The organism is Paraburkholderia graminis C4D1M, assembly GCF_000172415.1.
Lineage (GTDB): Bacteria > Pseudomonadota > Gammaproteobacteria > Burkholderiales > Burkholderiaceae > Paraburkholderia > Paraburkholderia graminis.
Genome location: NZ_ABLD01000012.1, coordinates 129,360 through 144,878 on the forward strand (window position 1 = coordinate 129,360; position 15,519 = coordinate 144,878).

Below are 15,519 nucleotides of genomic sequence, written 5' to 3' on the forward strand. Positions count from 1 at the left end.
TGGCACAGCCAGTTAATGGCTTCCAATACATAAAATGCGCGAGCGCTGACCGGGTGGCGCGAAGACTGTCGATTCGCAATAGCGGCCCCGCTGGCCACTCGTGACGACGCGAGTTGGGTGGTCACAATTTCGACGCATTCGGCCGGCACAGGTGCTGGCCGCTACTTGACTATCTTGTTACGGCAGGCAGTCGTCGGTGGAGCGGCAAAAAATACCTTTTATATTCCCTGGTTAGTAAATGGTGCCGAATTGGTCCCTGCCACACGCGTTTTACAAAAATTGTCCGCCGCGGATTTTCATCATATTATTCGGCGTGGCAATTTGGGGCTTACTCGGAAATGACGGTAAATGACCTGGCAACAGTGCTGAGCGCGGGGATGGACCAATCCCGACGCTTGTTGAAACTCGATACTGCGTTGGGCGCAAATGCGCTAGTGCCAGTCCGCGTCGTCGGCACTTCGCGCATTGGCCGCAACTACGACTTTACTGTCGATGTCGCTTCGCTAAAAGATTCGATAGAGCTCAAAACCCTCATTGCGAAACCGGTCACGCTCTGGACGCAACAGACTGACTCTTCGTATTTACCGCGTCACGGCTACGTTCATACTGCGCGATTTTTGGGCTCCGACGGCAGCGTTCAGCTTTACCAGATTAGTTTTTCGTCGTGGCTGCATTTCCTGAAATTTCGCAGTGACGCGCGGATATTTCAGGACAAGACGGCAGAAGACATTATTTCGACGGTATTCGACGAGCATCCCCAGTCAAGCGGCGCGTATCGCTTTGACCTGCGTAACCAGCTAGCTCCACGGTCGTTCTGTGTTCAATATGAAGACGACTGGAACTTCGTGCACCGGATTATGGAAGCCGAAGGTCTTTTCGGCTATTTTGAACAGGCGGGCGATGGCAAAGCGCACACGCTGGTCATCACCGACGACCTCTACACCGTTAAAGCTCTAACGCCTCAAGAGGTACCGTTTTATCGCGCAGGCGCTGGAAGCGAAACGGACGCGATAGTTCAGTGGGGCGGAGCGCGCACGTTGCAGAGCACGAGCTACACCACGCGCACATTCGACTATAAGAATCCAACTTTTAACAAAGAGCTGTCCACACCGACAGTTGACAGGCAGGGCGACCTGCCCGACCAGGCGGAGGTGTATGAGTACACGGGCGCCTATACCTATGGCGACAGTGCTCGTGGCAACGCTTTGTCCAAGACCCGGATGGAAGAATGGGAGTCCCGCGCGAAGCGCTTCTTTGCGACAGGCAGCGTACGGCGGGCCGATGTGGGTCGCTGGTTCCAACTTGACGGCGCAACCGCTCTCTCGTCGGATAGCGCGGAAAATCGTCAGTTCGCGATTCTGGCCGTCACTTGGTACATCGAGAACAACCTGCCCGTTTCGACGGGAACACAGTTCCGCCACAGCCTCCAGTCACAACTTGCTGAAGCTCGCTCATATCACGCGGGTTCGTCCGACGTCTTCAATGTAAAGGACGCGTTGGGTGGCGAAGGTTTCTTCCTCGTCGAACTCGAAACGCAGAGACGCACCGTTCCGTTTCGTAGCCCCTTCGAACACCGTAAGCCCCTGATGCATACCCAGACCGCGACGGTGGTCGGCCCGAATCAGGAGGAGGTCTTCACGGACAGCCTCAATCGGGTCAAAGTGCAAATGCACTGGGACCGCATCAGCGACGCAGATGAAAAGGCTTCCTGCTGGCTGCGCGTCATGTCACCAAATGCCGGTGGGACGCTCGGCGGGGTATTTGTCCCGCGTGTGGGACATGAAGTGGGAATCGTCTACCTGGACGGCGATTGTGACCGACCGGTCGTCAGCGGCAGTCTGTTCAACGGACAGCAGACACCGCAATGGCATTCCAACGGCTTGCTGTCGGGTTACAAATCGAAGGAATTTCAGGGCACAGGCTACAACCAGCTCGTAATGGACGATTCGACGGGCCAGAACCGCGCTCAGCTTTTTAGCAGTACGTCCGAGAGCTACTTGCATCTTGGATACCTCATCGACCAGCAAGGTAACACTCGTGGCTCCTTCGTCGGGAAGGGCTTCGACCTCAAGACGAATTCTTACGGAGCGGTACGTGCCGGACAGGGCATGTATCTGTCGACCTATGCGCGGGGCGGCACGTCGAGCCAGCCGCTCGATGTGAAGGAAGCGCGTCAGCATCTCGTCGATTCGGGCGGCGTAGTGGAGCGGCGTTCAGAAGTGGCCACCAGTAGTCAGGCGGAAGGGCTTCAGGATGCGCAGGACACAATCAACGACTTCGCCGCCGCGACACAAAATGCCGTTCAATCGAACACAGGCGGCGGCAACACGGGCGGGGGTGGGACAGGCGAGGCGAACGGTTTCTCCCAGCCAGTGATGCTGCTGGCAAGCCCATCCGGTATTGGGCTGTCGACACAGAAATCCATTCAGGCCGCGGCGACCGAGCACGTCAACATCGTGAGTGGCGCCAGCACGCACATTGCCGCGTCCAAGTCACTCATTGCAAGCGTGGGCGAGAAACTTAGCTTCTTCGTGCAGAACGCAGGGATGAAGCTATTTGCGGGTAAAGGAAAGGTCGAGTTGCAGGCCCAGTCGGATAACGTGGAAATCACGGCCGATAGGACGGTTATGGTCGTTTCGACCTCTGACGCCGTCAATATTACTGCGCAGAAAGAAATCAAACTGACAGCGGGAGGTGCCACGATTCGCATCGCCGGCGGCAACATCTACGTACACGCGCCAGGTCTCGTCGAAGTGAAAGGCAGCCAGCATTCATTCGAAGGACCGGCGAGCGAGAACAGTACGGCCCAACTACCGTCCACTGAAGCCTGTGCGCAAAAGTTCGCTTCCGCCGCGCGGGCCGGTGCCGCCATTGTTGACTAGGCGCTCCCATGGACCTTTATCTGATTGTTGAGCCGGACAATGGGCATGTCGACCTGGGCGCGGCGCCTCGAATGTTTGAGATTGGCGAGATTGTTCCCCCCGCCATGCCTGAGTTGAAGGGCGTGATGCCGATTCTGTATGCGATTGAGCATCCGGAACAGCAGGTACCGGTCATCCAGGCTATCGCCAGCAAGGACTTCGAAGCTGGTCGGCCGCCACGCGCGTGCGCACTCCTCGAGACTCAAGCGAGCGCCGGGGACCTGATGGCCTCTCTCAGGAGCACCATCGCGTTGGCTCGCGAGTCCGAGGGATATTCCGTGTTTCGCTTTTACGACCCTCGAGTCTTCCGGCACCTTCCGTGGGTGCTTCAACCGGAGCAGCTTTCGGCGCTTTTCGGGCCGGTCAATCGTTGGCGCTATCTTGACAATAACCAAGGCTGGGCAACAGTCGAGCGTCCACTCGAACCTGTGTTGCCCTTCAAGCCGACGGCGGAGCAGCGCGCGACGTTGACGCGGCTTCACCTCATTGAGAAGGCGTTGAAATCCATCGGTGAAGCGGGCGAGGCTACCGACCATCGCACGGCGCGCCAACTTGATTCGCTCTTTGAAAAAGGCGCCCGTTACAGCCTCACCGACGAGGACCTTGCGGTATTCGTTGTTCAGGGCGCACTCGTTTCCCCTCACTTTGACCGACATCCTAAGGTTATCGCGGCCCTGCAACGCAGCGCGTCTTCGTCCTATGCGGAGGTCACGACACAATGGTCCGACGAAGAATGGGCGCAAATTTTCCATGACACCCAGTCGTACGTGTGACCGCGACAGCGAATAACGAAAAGAGAGAGCCATCATGGCAACCGCAAGCAACATTCCCAAGGTACAAGCCGCGTCAGCGAACGCGAAAGCAAATGCGGCCGGGCCGACTAGCTGTGACATGTGCGAGAAGAAGGGCCTTCTTATCTTGCCCGTCCGTTACGCCGCAGCTGCGGCAAGCGGTGCGCACAATCTCGGCGGGGCGACCGCGCTCGCGTTGCCCAAAGGGCAATTTGGCGACGGTGTGACAGCAGTCGGCGCAAAGAAGGCCAGCTACTTCCTGCGCTCGGTTCGAAAGGGTTTCATTCACGTCTACTATCCGTCCACTAACAAGTGGCAGATTTACGGTGTCACGACGGAAGGCTACGTCTTCAACTACCCGCTTGATGCCGACCTCAGTCCGGCCCAGGAAAAGGCGTTCAGTTGCAAGCAGGCGGGGCATATGCAACTCGCGCAGTGCATCAGCATCGAACAGCCCAAGAAGGCAGGTAAGGTTTATCTCGCGTTCAGCGATGTGCGGTGGACTGCGCCAGTACGCAAACGCTATGAGACGAACGAAAGCGGCTGTCGTGACCATCGGATGCAGATGCTCGACGCTGCGGGTTGGGCGGGCGGCAACCACACTCAGAAGCACGCAGAGAAGATTGACCATCTTGCAGACTTTGTGCTCGAGTACAAAGGTGGACTTGCCATTGCAGCTTCCGGTTCGCCCTTTCACTTCATGGACCGGACAGGGCAAGCCCAGGCTCTCAAGGATTCCATGGATTCGCATGTCAAAGGACAAGGGCTTTTCTTTGCGCTGTGGGACCCCGCTGGTATCACGCAGGAAATCAATACTGAACAGGTTCTGGCGTATGGGGCCGCGATGGCGCCCTATCAACGCAAGCTGTGGACCGCTAGCGCCATTGAGGGGCTTAAAACCGCAATCGAAGAAAGCGCAGAGCAGGACGAAAACGCTGCGGCGGAACAACTCAAGGGGCAGGCGGCTGAATCCTACGCGCTGTACTCACTATTCGATGGCGGGAAGGCGTACGAGCGGCAAGTACAGTCCATCGATACGCAGACGGAACGCGAGATGGAGTCAGTGAAGACGGCCGCCTGGAAGCCGTACACCGAGTCTTACAGTCCGAATGCGGTTACGCAGTTCCGCAATGACATGAAAAAAAACATGCAACAGGTGGAAGACAGCACACTCAATCCAATCGCGGATGACCATGTAGCCTGGTTAAAAAGCACTGCCCTGAAGACCGTGTTCGCCTTCGACTACCATGAACACGACCCGGTCAAAGGCATCGACTACGCTGAGCTCTTTCATGCGTGCATTGCTGATTCTGCCGACCGCAAGCAGGTGTTTGACCTGATTCTCCAATGGGCACAAGGCGATGTAATGGATAGACACAACCCGTTGCTGCGCTCCTTGGTGCTTAACCACAACCCGACCGCGGAAAAAGTTAAGGAAGCGGCCGCATTTCCTTTGACTGAATTGCGCGAACCGCTCGCAAAGCTTATCGAGTCCAACAACGTCACCAACGAGATTCTCGAGCGCGAGGAAGCTGGTCTTTTGCTGCGCGCGGACAAGGTCGGCGCCAGCATCATCCATCAGGTCGGTGGGCCGGTTGCAAACTTTATTGCACGCGGAGGCGACGCCGTCGGCACGAAGGTCTTCATCGCCTGCATGTGTCTGCGCACGAAAACGACCGTCGTCTATAAACCCGTGGAAGGAAATCTTAACCAGTGGCTTTCATACATGGCTCGAGAGATTTATGAGCAGATGCCAGCGAATCGGCGGCCAAGCCTGAATTCCCTGAAAGACAACCTTCGCAAGTCGTTCAAGGCCTCATCTCCTCAGGATGGACCCATTAAAGTCCCACAATACGTCCTTTTCAATGCCGACGAAGCTCTCGCAGCATCAGCGGAGGCGAAGTCCGGTCGGGCCATTGGAAATGCGATATTCGGGCCGGGTGTGCGGGCAGTGCTGACGGAAGAGAACGTGACGTCCAGCTTCCTGCCGAAGTTCCGAGCCGTGACGCAAGGCGAAGTCGGTTATGGTGCGATTGGTGTCATTTTCAATGGTGTGAACTGGATGCTCGCCAGCAAGGAGCTTGAAAAGTCGAGCGCGTTGAACCGGACGGAAACCCAGCAAAAATTTTGGGCTGCAATTGTGTCTACCTGGGCTGCTGGCGGCCAGACCGTAGGAAGTGGTTTCAAGGCGCTCGGCAAACTGGAGCTCCGCTACTCTGCAGTTATGGCTCGCTATGGTAAGTTCATCGAAATCGCTGGTCGTACGATAGGTGCTGTCGCCGGACTGATAGGCGCGTGGTATGACTACAAGCAATCCCAGTCGGAAATGAAACAGGGACATGCGATGCTCGCGCGCTTATATGGCGCTTCCGCTATAGCGAGCGCGATTCTCTGTGTCGCGACAATCGCCGGCGCGACGAGCCTCGTTCTCCCGCTCATGATTATTCTCATTGTTATTGGAATCTTGATAGCATGGAAAAAGCATCGCGAAATCGATGAATGGCTAAGCAAATGCATCTTCGGCACGGGCGACGAGCACTTCTCTGCCGAGGACGAACGTAAGCAGTTTGAGGCCTTGACCTCGTGAGCGAGATGATATGGCATATGACTACATGACGCGGATTGCCTTCAACCGCCCCGTCACCGAGAAGGAAGCTTTGAGACGCGTAGACGTTCGCAAGCCGGTAGCAGACGAAGCCGCAGACGCCTACACGGTCTTTGGCATGAACGACACATACCTTGAAATTTGCGACGCATCCTTTTTCCAGGTGGGCTGGTGTCTTATGGCTTTTCTGGTTGGGTTCCCGGTCCTGCTATTTCTTGCCATCTCGAACGCGATGGACTCGATAGAGGTGCCGGCGGCGATTGTCCGCAATGGGGACGCGGCCTGGTTCAGTGCATCGGGTTGGGCTCTGTGTGCCGTCGCGCTTGCCGGCTGCGCCTTTACCATTGTCCTACTACTCAAGGATTGTTTTAACTATCGCCATAAGTCGGTCAGGTTCAACCGCCGAACACGGATGGTCTATGCGTTCCGCCACAACGGCCCGGGCGGTGTCGTTCAGGTTCCGTGGGACAAGGCATTCTTCTATGTGCACAGGCAGGCTTCCAACTCCATGATGGGCGGAGCGCCAACGATGATGCGATGTCTTGTGCTAGACGACACCAGTAAGGTAGTCAATACATTCAGTTTCGGCTTGCGCACCGTAAATGGTGCCAACGAGTCTTCCGAATATGGACGACAGGTTCTCTATCAGGTGCAGGCAAACTTCGAGTTCATCCGGCGATATATGGAAGAAGGCAGGACCGCCGTTCCGCCGGTGAAGAAGTATTTGCCGCGGGAACCGTCCTTGCGCAACTCAATGAGCGTCTGGTTCTACGGGCTAGGCGATATTGGTCGCGCGAGCTCGGCGTTGCGAGCCTTTTCCTTTGTGATGAGCGGACCGGTTTTCTTACTATCAGTGCTTCATTACATCGCGCAGCTAACAAGTCGAGAGCCCGTCTGGCCCGCGGAAGTCGAGGTCGCCTGCCGTGATACATCAGCCGCGCCGCTTGCGCGCGCCTAGCGCGACACCCGTACCGAAAACATTGCTCTCAGAGATAAAGACATGGGACGTAGATTCATCGTTCAGGGCGACACAACTGACCGTAACGGCGTCGTAATGGACGGCATAAGTGGGTCATCGCTGGACGGAAAACCACTGGCTTACATCGGCGGCGTCGTCAAATGCCACAGCTGCGACAAAGAGGGTGTCATCATCACTGACGGTACGCCACATACCGTATCAGTAATGGGTAAGCAGGTTGCGTTGGAAAATGACGTCTGCAAATGCGCTTGCGAACCGTTGCCCAAGCTCGTTGCATCTCAGACACGTGGCTCTCTATCCACTTAGTGACGAGTGCGGTATCTGCGGCGTAGCGAATTCGAGAAGGCGGATGCGTACGCGTGGCGACGTTTCGAGACCCATCCGACGGCTGAAGCATTTCCGGCTTTAATGGAGGTCGCGACTGCCACCGGCAGACAGGCAGAAACCCGGGAGCGTGCACTCAAACATCTCTGGGCGCTGGTCAGCGAAGAGGAAGCGACTGCAAAATTGAAGCGCACCGTCTGGCAACGCGGCACGCGAACCGAACTGGTCAGGATTTTTCTTGCTGGCAAGGAGAACGAGGTCGCATGGGAAACATTCACCGGCGGCCCGGTCGCCACGCAGCTATGGCCTGAAATGGCGTCGGTCCGTGGCAAGACTCATCCGCACGAGGCCATCGCCTGTATCACCGGCTGCTTCCGGTAGCGGCCGAGGGCGGTACGCGCAACGCCCGATATGACGAGGCGTTCGAAATCGTGCGGGCTATCAGCATGCTGCGGGCGCGGGTGGATGAACGTGCAGAGTTCGCGAGTGAACTGGAGGAGATTCGGGCTGCGTATCGCGCGAAGCGCAACTTCATCAAGCTGCTCGCCAAACTGTCGTGAAGTCGCCCGCAGAAAACGGATGCATCTGCCGGCTACGGATTCGTGCGCGGTAACGCGGCGGCGAACGACCAGAGCTGATTCACCCTTGTTGTTGCACGTCGAGAAGGAGTCGCTGAACAGCAAGAACGGATGGTGCCTGTCATTGACGAGCGGTATCGCGTCGGGCCGGGCTATTGTTTGCGCGGCGCCGGCACCCGGTGTTTCGGCGGAAGCCTGCATGCTGGCCAGGTATTCGTCCGCAGTCATCGTTGATGCGAACCGCCGATTCACATTGAGGTTCACCGGCGCACCGGAGACTGGCTTTTCAGCGCGCATTGGGGCATTCACTGGAAGGCGGAAGTTGCGTCGCGCGCCCGGAAGCGCGGTGAGGGCGGGACTGTTGGAGGGGCATTCATAAACGAGAGGCGCCACGCCCATGGGGTGGTAGCAGCACTCAAGACGCGCGGTGTAGTACCGGCCGCCCTGGTCAGCAAGACGTCGACCGAGGATTCAATTCCGGTTCTCGTAGCGGATGGCGTTTGCGATGACCGTCCGGTTGCCTGCGAACTTGGGCGTGACAGGAGACTCGCGGGAGGCACGCCTTGCTGACCAGGGCGGTGACTGGCGCTTGCATTCACGATGAGTCGCGTCGCATCGCCGTTTTCCTTGAACATCGGGCGATGTCGCGCGACTAAAAAATGCAGGCCGAGTCGGCTGGAGGCATCCGCGCCGCCTCGGAGCACCGGAAGTCAGTTGACGAAGAAGCTCGCCCGCCTTGGGCTGCACTCGCCCGGCTATCTCGATTACAGAGTCTACAGATATTAGGCCATGCGGCGGCCGGCGATAATTTCCTGACTTCAGTGGTTATTCTTCGCGTCGGCCACGCGGAATGCGATGCAGAGTACACGATGCGGTGATGTGGGGTACGCGTGCCGGCGATGCAGGGTGCAAGCCGCGCCGATGCGGAGTACAAGTCGCACAATCCGCAGCCGAAGCGGAGCTACCCTGATTTTTTTGGGATATTTGGGCTGGTAGTGCTGCAAGGCCCATCGTCGTGATGCCATGGTCGTCCGGCGCGCATATACACAGGTATCACCAACCTGCACGTCCTCGTCATGACCAGACCAGATTTACGTTGCCCGCTTCGACCGGTGCGCTATTCGAGCGGCCTGCGCTTTCCGCGGTGCACAGCTCCCGAATTATTCCGATTCCACGTCGTTGACGCCGCGATGTCGCAGACAACGAAAGCCATGGTCCAGCTCCCGGAGCAGCACAATGATTAGGCCGCGGGGGACAAAGCATCCGGGGGGCAACGTCGCCGACCTGCGTACTCTTGCGCATCTCACGGCCGACGCGGCATTGACTGCTGCTCCCGACCGGCAGCGTACTGTACTCGACGCGGCGAAGCGGCTCCATGACATCGCCGACGGACTCGAACGCCGGAAGAGAAAGTCGCTCGAACAAGTCGCGGTCGCCGAACTTCCCGCAAATGCCACGGCGTACGAGATTCATCATTCTCGGCGGCGACAGGCTACCCGCGTGGGCGCGGAAGTGTATCTGCCGGGCTGGTCCGCAACAGCGCGAGCGCTGCCGAACGTGTTTCTCCGCTCAGCCCTGTTTGCGGCGACGCGAGGTGTGCAGGCCGACAGCGCAGACCTGCTCGCGGGCGGCTCGACCGGTCCGGTGGCTGAAGAGAAAATTGGTACGTTCAAAGACACCACCATGATGTTCAGCGGGTACCGCCTTTGTCAGTTCGACCGGCTGGTCTACTCGACCTGCCTCGAATACTACCGTGACCTACCCATTTGCCCTGAAGAGAGTCTGCAGTATCAGCGAACCACGTTCTATGAGTTCGCGAGCCGCTTGGGAAACAGTTACAGCGTCAAGGCGCACAGGGCCATACGGGCCAGTCTGCTGCGCTTGAGCTTTGCCCATGTGCGCATTCGCCAGGAGCGCATGAACATCGAGGTGCCCAGGCTGCTGTCGGTGAAGTTCGAGGGTAGTGAGTCCGTTGAAGGTTTCAAAGGCCGTGACGCGCTTTTGCTTCGGGTCACGACTTCCGTGGCGGAGCTGTTCGGACCGGGCGCGTGGACAGCTGTCGAAAATGACGCCGCAAGATATGATGGACTGCGAGGATGGCTCGCAAACTTTTACGCGGGGCACGCTCAGCCGAAGCCGCTGCCGGCTGAACTGTTGCATCAGCTCTGCGGATACGGGCCCAGCAAGAGTAATTTCAGGGCCAGTCTCGTGCGCGCATTGGAAAAGCTCAAGGACCCATTCACGCCTGCATGCTGCCGCGTGGCGAGCTATCACTTCTCCAAGGAAAGCAAGACCATTTACGTAGTTCGCACCGCGTGGGTGGCATGACCTCCTGATAGGTGACGTAACGATAGTGCTCGCGAAGTTCAGCCGCTATTTCGAGCAAGCATGGCGCGACATCGTTCCAGCTCTTTTGTGAGGAAATCTATTTCGGCTTGCATATCACCTGCTCGCCGTAGAAGCTGCCCGATTGCGTGCCAGTAGGCGAACCCTAAATCGCCGTCTGCGATAGCCAGCTTGTGAATCTTCCGAAGCGCAATATCCAGGTCCAGACTGTTTGGCGAAGACATATTTCCCTCCTCATTAGCGGCGAGCGATGGTTAAACGGTCGGGTACCCGAATCACAGGCCGACGTAACCCACTCTCATAGTCCCAACGGGTCGCTGTCCTCGGTCTGCGAATCGACATAGGCGCGCATCGCGGCGTCCCTCGCAGTCCGGTATGACTCTACGGAAAAAACGTCGATATTGATGCGGCCAGTTGGGTCTCTCGGCAACACCTCAGTATGTTTTCCTGCGGCGAAGAGCTTGCGAACGTGTGGACGACTGACGAACAGGTAGTTTGCTGCTTCTGCGATAGTCACAACGGCCCCCTCGGCAATCATCCCGGAATCCATACTCATAACGTGAGAACGTGCGGTGGGCGCGTATTGTTACCAACCCCCCACTGCCTCCTATGCCATTTCGCGCTGCCGACAGCAGCTTATGCAAGCGATTCCACGTCCACGCTATCTCTGCGCGAGAAAAATCCCACTGGCCGCCATCCACCTTCGCTTTCAGACCTTTCTCGACCCGCTCCAGTGCATCGTCCAACGACAGGCCAGACGCAGACATCTTTCGCGACGCGTACTCCGCGAGCTGACCCGCCAGGTCCTCGCACGCGTCATAGCGTGTCCACAGCTCTTCGTCCGTGAGACCGGTGTAATACCGCCCGTGCGTCTTGCGCACAAGAAGCTTTGGCTGCGTACCCGGCACCAGTCCGGGCGATGGCTCTCTCGGGAAGTCCTCAGGAACCACATGCCGTCTGGCCATCGTCGGTTCCTTGATTGCGAATCTCATCAGCTTCACTGCGACTGGGAATGGGTGTTCGACGTTCTATCGCTGATGTAGAGCAAGACCGTCGGCGTTTCGGCGCGGCCCAGATTTCGGGTGATGCAGCGGCCGACACGTCCAGGTCGATGTCGAGCGGATAGTGCCTGAGCAGGCCTAGCGCCACCGTCTGGACAAGACCGCCGATGGTTATTTCGTCGGCACGGGCGAGCATCCGCAATAGCTCCCGGGTATCAGTCACGGCTTTCGTACGCTCAAGTGGGGTCGTCATCACCAGCTCCGTCAAGCAGACGTTCGGTGACGTCGGTGTACGACATCACCTCGTACAGTTCGCACCACCGCATCCAGACGTAGTCAACGTTCAATGACGAGCCTTTGCTGCCGACCAGCTCGTAAATGCGTCCAGTGTGAGTCGTGCCCTGCATAGTGACCGGGTCGAACGTCACTATCGGGGAGCTAACGCGTCCCGACCGGTCAAACATATCCACGCCAACAAAATGACGACTCCCATCCTCGGTCTCGAATATGCGCCAACGGGACAACGGAATCCTTGGAATCTCGGAAGCGGGTCGCGGTTTCCAGATGGGCATCGCAGTCTCCTGATGGTGGTAGAGAGCCATACGCTTCGTTTAGACGGAGAGACAGGGTGGCACTCCGTGCGGGCCCGACCACGTCCCGACCGGCGCACAATTCGCCGGCCGGAGCATGCCGGTCATTCGACGTGTCGCTCGCTGGTTCATGGCGTCAACGATGCAGGCACAAAAAGGTCATGCCCTGCTCTCGCACCGATAACCGCCAGCCGGCCGAGCTCGGCGATACGCAGCAGCGCGCCGCGCGTGGCGCCGTCAGGAAGCTGCTTCGCACCGACCAGTTCGACGCCGGGGAGCGAGCGGGACAGTGCCGATGACCTCGAACCCATGGCACGGGCAAGGTCCGCTAGCGGAACGTAGGCCTGACAGAACTCCAGCAACTGTGACGGCAGCACGACGCGACAAGGCTGACCGCGCCGTTGAATCAGTTCCGATGCCAGCAGTCCTTCGTCCACCCAGTTCTGGATGGACTCCCATTTCCATCCAGTCGCTTTGGCCAGTTGCTGAATTGACATGCCGGCCTCAAGCAGCGGAGTGCCGAAATACTGCGACACATCTGTCGTCAGAAAGGACATTTCGCCGAGATTCCTGCCGCGCGCGACAGCTTTCACCTTGCCAGTTGCGATGGCTTGCATCAGCGACTCGATTGCCTTTCTGTCACCCATACGCCGGCTGGTCAACTGCGCCCACGTGAGCGTCGCGTCGTCGGCCAGCGCAATGGGCTGCGCCCATCGTTCCACACGCTCATACAAATCCAGGATGGATTGACGTTCAACCGGACCACCTTTCATGAGGTCTTCGCGCCAGCGCTTGTCTGACCGGACCACCCCGCCGGTTTTCATGCGTTCGAGCACGATGGGAGGCACGCCCGCCAGTTCGCTGGCGTCGTAGTCGGAAATCCACCCGGCGCGTTGCCGCTGTATGCGCTCTACCTCAGCGCACGGAATTTCGAACAGTTGGCCGCGGGTGCCAGTGCGTCGCGCGCGGTGTTCGCACTCGCCAGCGTCTATCGAGTCACGCAAACTTGAAACGCTGACGCCGATAGCCTTCGCAGCAGCTGGCGCGCGCATGTAGCCCGTCGCATCTTCGGCCATGCCTTTGGCCGAATCCATGCCCAGAACACACTCGGACTTCTGCGCGGCGACGTCGATGACAATTTGAATCAGAGGTTCGAGCGCAGTGCCGAGGCAGAGCTTGCGCAATCTGATGTACCAGTCGCCGAGCAACGTGTTCAGCGTGCGGGCATCTTTGCGACCGGCAGCAATGCGCTGCTCGACGTGACTTCGGAAGCCCGTCGGCCAGTCCACCAGCAACGCTTCGAGCGGCGAAAGAAACTCGACCGCATCGGCGATAAATTTCGGCAATGCCGCGCTGCGCGGCAACCCGGGGCTCGTCGGGTCCGCGTACTGACAAAGCGTGCGGATGACTTTTACCAGCACGTTGATGTCCACGCCGTGCACAGGCGGTTTGACGCTGCCAGACTGCTGACCGTTGCTCGCAATCAGCGTCGATAGCCACTGCTGACCGCGAGTCGCCCGCACACGCGGCAAGTTGCCCAGGTCATGACCGCACGAGCACAATCCGATGTAGAGCCGCTCCTGCGACAGGTGCTTTCCGCAGGCGTCGCACTGGTCGACCAGCAGGATTTGATGCTGCGAACACGCGGTGACATAGGCGTGCTCCCAGTGGTGTCGCAAGTAAGGCGACTCAGCGAGGCACGCGGGACACACGGCGTCAGATTACGCACGGTGCAGCCCTCCCCAACCCCGGCAGAGGTCTTCCTGTTGCCGGCTGAATTCGGTCCACGCTGATTCCAGGCCGAGGTTACGGGCCACGTCGGCTGTGCGCGTTAGCAAGGCGCGGCGATTACGCTCGACACCCGCCGTACTTGCAAGGTCGCGCCAACTGAAAAGCGCATTGCCCGCGGCGAGGCGTCGGTAAAAGCCCATTCCGGACTCATCGTCCTTCGGCGCGTAGGTGATAACGAGGCTCATTGCTTCACTCCTGAGTTTTTACGAATTGGTACGGACGCTGCGTTACTGGTCAGGACATGAACGTATGCCTGCTTCAGCGCCGCTGGCTCCACGACTGCGCCGAGGCCAGAGTCCTGAAATGACAGTCTGTGCGGTGACCCCGCGTGACTGACATCCTTAAGCGCCTCGCGACAGTCAGCGTACGTAATGGCACGCGGCGCTTCGTTCGCAATCCAGCTGGCCAGCTCGCGCATGAAGTCGGCGAGCACGCCTATGAGGCCGCCGGTGAGCAGATAGCATTGCTGGGTGAGTACGTCTGCGGGCACGTCGATGCGATAACCCGCCGCAGAGAACAGGCGAGCGTAAGCGACGACGCAGTCGCCATAAGCGGTCATCTGGTCGGCGTCGCTTGCGTCGTACGGAACAAAGTTGCGCGGTGGGCAAGCGCGGCTGCGCAGCTGTTCATTGGCCAAGAAAAGCCGCTCGAGTCGCGGAATGCCGAAGAGAATCAGCGTCATGCGGAGCGTGTCTGAAAGGGTCTTGAGCCAGTCGCCTGCTGCGCGAGGAGGCACTCGGGACCCTTCGTCAACGAGGTGCGAAATCTCGTCGAAAATCACCACGCGAGTGCCAGCCAGGCGAAGTTGCTCCGCCATCAGGTCGAACATCGCGCCCGCAGTCATGCTGCGGGGAACCTGGATGCCTAACGCAGCCAGCACGCTATTAGGAAGTAGTTTGACCGTCGCAGACGGGGGTACCTTCACGACCAGAATGGGCACATGGCGCCGGCCGTCGATGCGGTTGGCGGGGTAGTCGCGCGCCAGGCGCGCGATGAGCGAGGATTTGCCCGCCCGGCTGGGCCCCGGAACGCGAACAATTTTGGGTGCAAATTCGGCGAGGGCGTCATCGACGCGCCGTTTGAGCGCAGTGAGGTGCGCCATGAACATAGGATGTCCAAGTTCGCATTCCTCAATTCTTTTACGCAGTAGTTGGGCTGGCGTCACAGCAGTTTTTCTCCAGTGTTTCTGTCTACGATTTCCATTGACGGCGCGTTGTCGTAAGAGATGACGACGCGCTTAAAATCTTCCGTCGGCAATGACGGATTCGTCGAAGGTGCAGGTCCAAACGGCGCTTCCGCTGAGAGCGGCCGGTCGATGGCTCGCTGAATTGCCAGGCCGTCTCTGGCGCGACGCACGGATTCCCTGTTTTCCTCGCGCTTACCGCGGGTCTTGCGCTTGCTGGCTTTTCCGTTTCCGGTGACCGCCTCGTCCATGTCGCGCTCGAATTGGACCTTTGCGTCCGGAGCCGTCCAGTTTTTCATGCCCGTATCGATTCGGGCCTTAGCTTCTGCGAAAGTCCAAGCCGGTGTGTCCGGGCGAACGTGTTCGTGCGTTAACGTGACGAGCGGACGGTCACTTCCCTCGTATACATA

At 58.6% G+C, this 15,519-nt stretch carries 16 protein-coding genes; 7 read left to right on the forward strand and 9 right to left on the reverse strand.

Annotated features, from left to right (window positions below):
- Positions 1-338 precede the first annotated feature (338 nt).
- From BGRAMDRAFT_RS19760 to BGRAMDRAFT_RS35430, 6 genes are all read left to right on the forward strand, one after another.
- Positions 339-2,882: a type VI secretion system Vgr family protein gene (locus tag BGRAMDRAFT_RS19760; protein ID WP_006050582.1), complete on the forward strand. Its 2,544-nt coding sequence runs from the start codon at positions 339-341 to the stop codon at positions 2,880-2,882.
- 8 nt (positions 2,883-2,890) lie between these two features.
- A complete protein-coding gene (locus tag BGRAMDRAFT_RS19765) occupies positions 2,891-3,694 on the forward strand; it encodes a DUF4123 domain-containing protein (protein ID WP_006050583.1) in 804 nt (267 codons plus the stop codon).
- Positions 3,695-3,728: 34 nt separating this feature from the next.
- Positions 3,729-6,299 carry a T6SS effector BTH_I2691 family protein gene (locus BGRAMDRAFT_RS19770; RefSeq protein ID WP_006050584.1) on the forward strand — a complete coding sequence of 857 codons (2,571 nt, stop codon included), beginning with the start codon at positions 3,729-3,731 and terminating at the stop codon, positions 6,297-6,299.
- Between the two features lie 10 nt (positions 6,300-6,309).
- Positions 6,310-7,275: a DUF6708 domain-containing protein gene (locus tag BGRAMDRAFT_RS19775; RefSeq protein ID WP_006050585.1), complete on the forward strand. Its 966-nt coding sequence runs from the start codon at positions 6,310-6,312 to the stop codon at positions 7,273-7,275.
- A 42-nt stretch (positions 7,276-7,317) separates the two neighbouring features.
- On the forward strand, positions 7,318-7,602 hold the full coding sequence (locus BGRAMDRAFT_RS33745; protein WP_083803833.1) for a PAAR domain-containing protein: 285 nt from the start codon (positions 7,318-7,320) through the stop codon (positions 7,600-7,602).
- Positions 7,603-7,704: 102 nt separating this feature from the next.
- The gene (locus BGRAMDRAFT_RS35430) at positions 7,705-8,001 is read left to right on the forward strand and encodes a hypothetical protein (protein WP_006050586.1); all 297 of its coding nucleotides are present in this window, start codon (positions 7,705-7,707) and stop codon (positions 7,999-8,001) included.
- Here BGRAMDRAFT_RS35430 and BGRAMDRAFT_RS35435 read toward each other — a convergent pair.
- A complete protein-coding gene (locus tag BGRAMDRAFT_RS35435) occupies positions 7,956-8,495 on the reverse strand; it encodes a hypothetical protein (RefSeq protein WP_232292304.1) in 540 nt (179 codons plus the stop codon). The genes BGRAMDRAFT_RS35430 and BGRAMDRAFT_RS35435 overlap by 46 nt on opposite strands.
- 939 nt (positions 8,496-9,434) lie before the next feature.
- Between BGRAMDRAFT_RS35435 and trfA the strand changes: the two genes are divergently transcribed.
- The gene (gene trfA, locus BGRAMDRAFT_RS19785) at positions 9,435-10,526 is read left to right on the forward strand and encodes a plasmid replication initiator TrfA (RefSeq protein WP_006050588.1); all 1,092 of its coding nucleotides are present in this window, start codon (positions 9,435-9,437) and stop codon (positions 10,524-10,526) included.
- Positions 10,527-10,564: 38 nt separating this feature from the next.
- On the opposite strand, the gene BGRAMDRAFT_RS19790 is transcribed toward trfA, so the two are convergent.
- The 8 genes from BGRAMDRAFT_RS19790 to BGRAMDRAFT_RS19815 form a co-directional block, all read right to left on the reverse strand.
- Entirely contained in the window at positions 10,565-10,768 is a 204-nt protein-coding gene (locus BGRAMDRAFT_RS19790; protein ID WP_006050589.1) for a hypothetical protein, read from the reverse strand.
- Positions 10,769-10,842: 74 nt separating this feature from the next.
- Positions 10,843-11,094 carry a MerR family transcriptional regulator gene (locus tag BGRAMDRAFT_RS19795; RefSeq protein WP_232292305.1) on the reverse strand — a complete coding sequence of 84 codons (252 nt, stop codon included), beginning with the start codon at positions 11,092-11,094 and terminating at the stop codon, positions 10,843-10,845.
- A 389-nt stretch (positions 11,095-11,483) separates the two neighbouring features.
- Positions 11,484-11,798, reverse strand: coding sequence for a BPSL0761 family protein (locus tag BGRAMDRAFT_RS35440; protein WP_083803834.1), 315 nt, complete (start codon positions 11,796-11,798; stop codon positions 11,484-11,486).
- Complete coding sequence (locus BGRAMDRAFT_RS35445) at positions 11,782-12,117, reverse strand: hypothetical protein (protein WP_006050591.1); 336 nt, start codon at positions 12,115-12,117, stop codon at positions 11,782-11,784. The genes BGRAMDRAFT_RS35440 and BGRAMDRAFT_RS35445 overlap by 17 nt, the downstream gene beginning before the upstream one ends.
- Before the next feature lie 146 nt (positions 12,118-12,263).
- Entirely contained in the window at positions 12,264-13,814 is a 1,551-nt protein-coding gene (locus BGRAMDRAFT_RS19805; RefSeq protein ID WP_006050592.1) for a hypothetical protein, read from the reverse strand.
- A gap of 42 nt (positions 13,815-13,856) precedes the next feature.
- Positions 13,857-14,111: a hypothetical protein gene (locus BGRAMDRAFT_RS35450; RefSeq protein ID WP_006050593.1), complete on the reverse strand. Its 255-nt coding sequence runs from the start codon at positions 14,109-14,111 to the stop codon at positions 13,857-13,859.
- Positions 14,108-15,034: a TniB family NTP-binding protein gene (locus BGRAMDRAFT_RS19810; protein ID WP_006050594.1), complete on the reverse strand. Its 927-nt coding sequence runs from the start codon at positions 15,032-15,034 to the stop codon at positions 14,108-14,110. Before BGRAMDRAFT_RS19810 ends, BGRAMDRAFT_RS35450 begins: the two co-directional genes overlap by 4 nt.
- A 53-nt stretch (positions 15,035-15,087) precedes the next feature.
- Complete coding sequence (locus BGRAMDRAFT_RS19815; protein WP_044021438.1) at positions 15,088-15,408, reverse strand: hypothetical protein; 321 nt, start codon at positions 15,406-15,408, stop codon at positions 15,088-15,090.
- Positions 15,409-15,519 lie beyond the last annotated feature (111 nt).

Bases quoted from the DNA above. Each gene is read 5' to 3' on its own strand.
- BGRAMDRAFT_RS19795 (WP_232292305.1), bottom strand. From the start codon at position 11,094: ATGGATTCCGGGATGATTGCCGAGGGGGCCGTTGTGACTATCGCAGAA.
- BGRAMDRAFT_RS35430 (WP_006050586.1), top strand. From the start codon at position 7,705: ATGGAGGTCGCGACTGCCACCGGCAGACAGGCAGAAACCCGGGAGCGT.
- BGRAMDRAFT_RS35440 (WP_083803834.1), bottom strand. From the start codon at position 11,798: ATGACGACCCCACTTGAGCGTACGAAAGCCGTGACTGATACCCGGGAG.
- BGRAMDRAFT_RS19810 (WP_006050594.1), bottom strand. From the start codon at position 15,034: ATGTTCATGGCGCACCTCACTGCGCTCAAACGGCGCGTCGATGACGCC.
- BGRAMDRAFT_RS35445 (WP_006050591.1), bottom strand. From the start codon at position 12,117: ATGCCCATCTGGAAACCGCGACCCGCTTCCGAGATTCCAAGGATTCCG.
- BGRAMDRAFT_RS19770 (WP_006050584.1), top strand. From the start codon at position 3,729: ATGGCAACCGCAAGCAACATTCCCAAGGTACAAGCCGCGTCAGCGAAC.
- BGRAMDRAFT_RS35450 (WP_006050593.1), bottom strand. From the start codon at position 14,111: ATGAGCCTCGTTATCACCTACGCGCCGAAGGACGATGAGTCCGGAATG.
- BGRAMDRAFT_RS19775 (WP_006050585.1), top strand. From the start codon at position 6,310: ATGGCATATGACTACATGACGCGGATTGCCTTCAACCGCCCCGTCACC.
- BGRAMDRAFT_RS19765 (WP_006050583.1), top strand. From the start codon at position 2,891: ATGGACCTTTATCTGATTGTTGAGCCGGACAATGGGCATGTCGACCTG.
- BGRAMDRAFT_RS19790 (WP_006050589.1), bottom strand. From the start codon at position 10,768: ATGTCTTCGCCAAACAGTCTGGACCTGGATATTGCGCTTCGGAAGATT.
- BGRAMDRAFT_RS19815 (WP_044021438.1), bottom strand. From the start codon at position 15,408: ATGAAAAACTGGACGGCTCCGGACGCAAAGGTCCAATTCGAGCGCGAC.
- BGRAMDRAFT_RS35435 (WP_232292304.1), bottom strand. From the start codon at position 8,495: ATGCGCGCTGAAAAGCCAGTCTCCGGTGCGCCGGTGAACCTCAATGTG.
- trfA (WP_006050588.1), top strand. From the start codon at position 9,435: ATGATTAGGCCGCGGGGGACAAAGCATCCGGGGGGCAACGTCGCCGAC.
- BGRAMDRAFT_RS19760 (WP_006050582.1), top strand. From the start codon at position 339: ATGACGGTAAATGACCTGGCAACAGTGCTGAGCGCGGGGATGGACCAA.
- BGRAMDRAFT_RS33745 (WP_083803833.1), top strand. From the start codon at position 7,318: ATGGGACGTAGATTCATCGTTCAGGGCGACACAACTGACCGTAACGGC.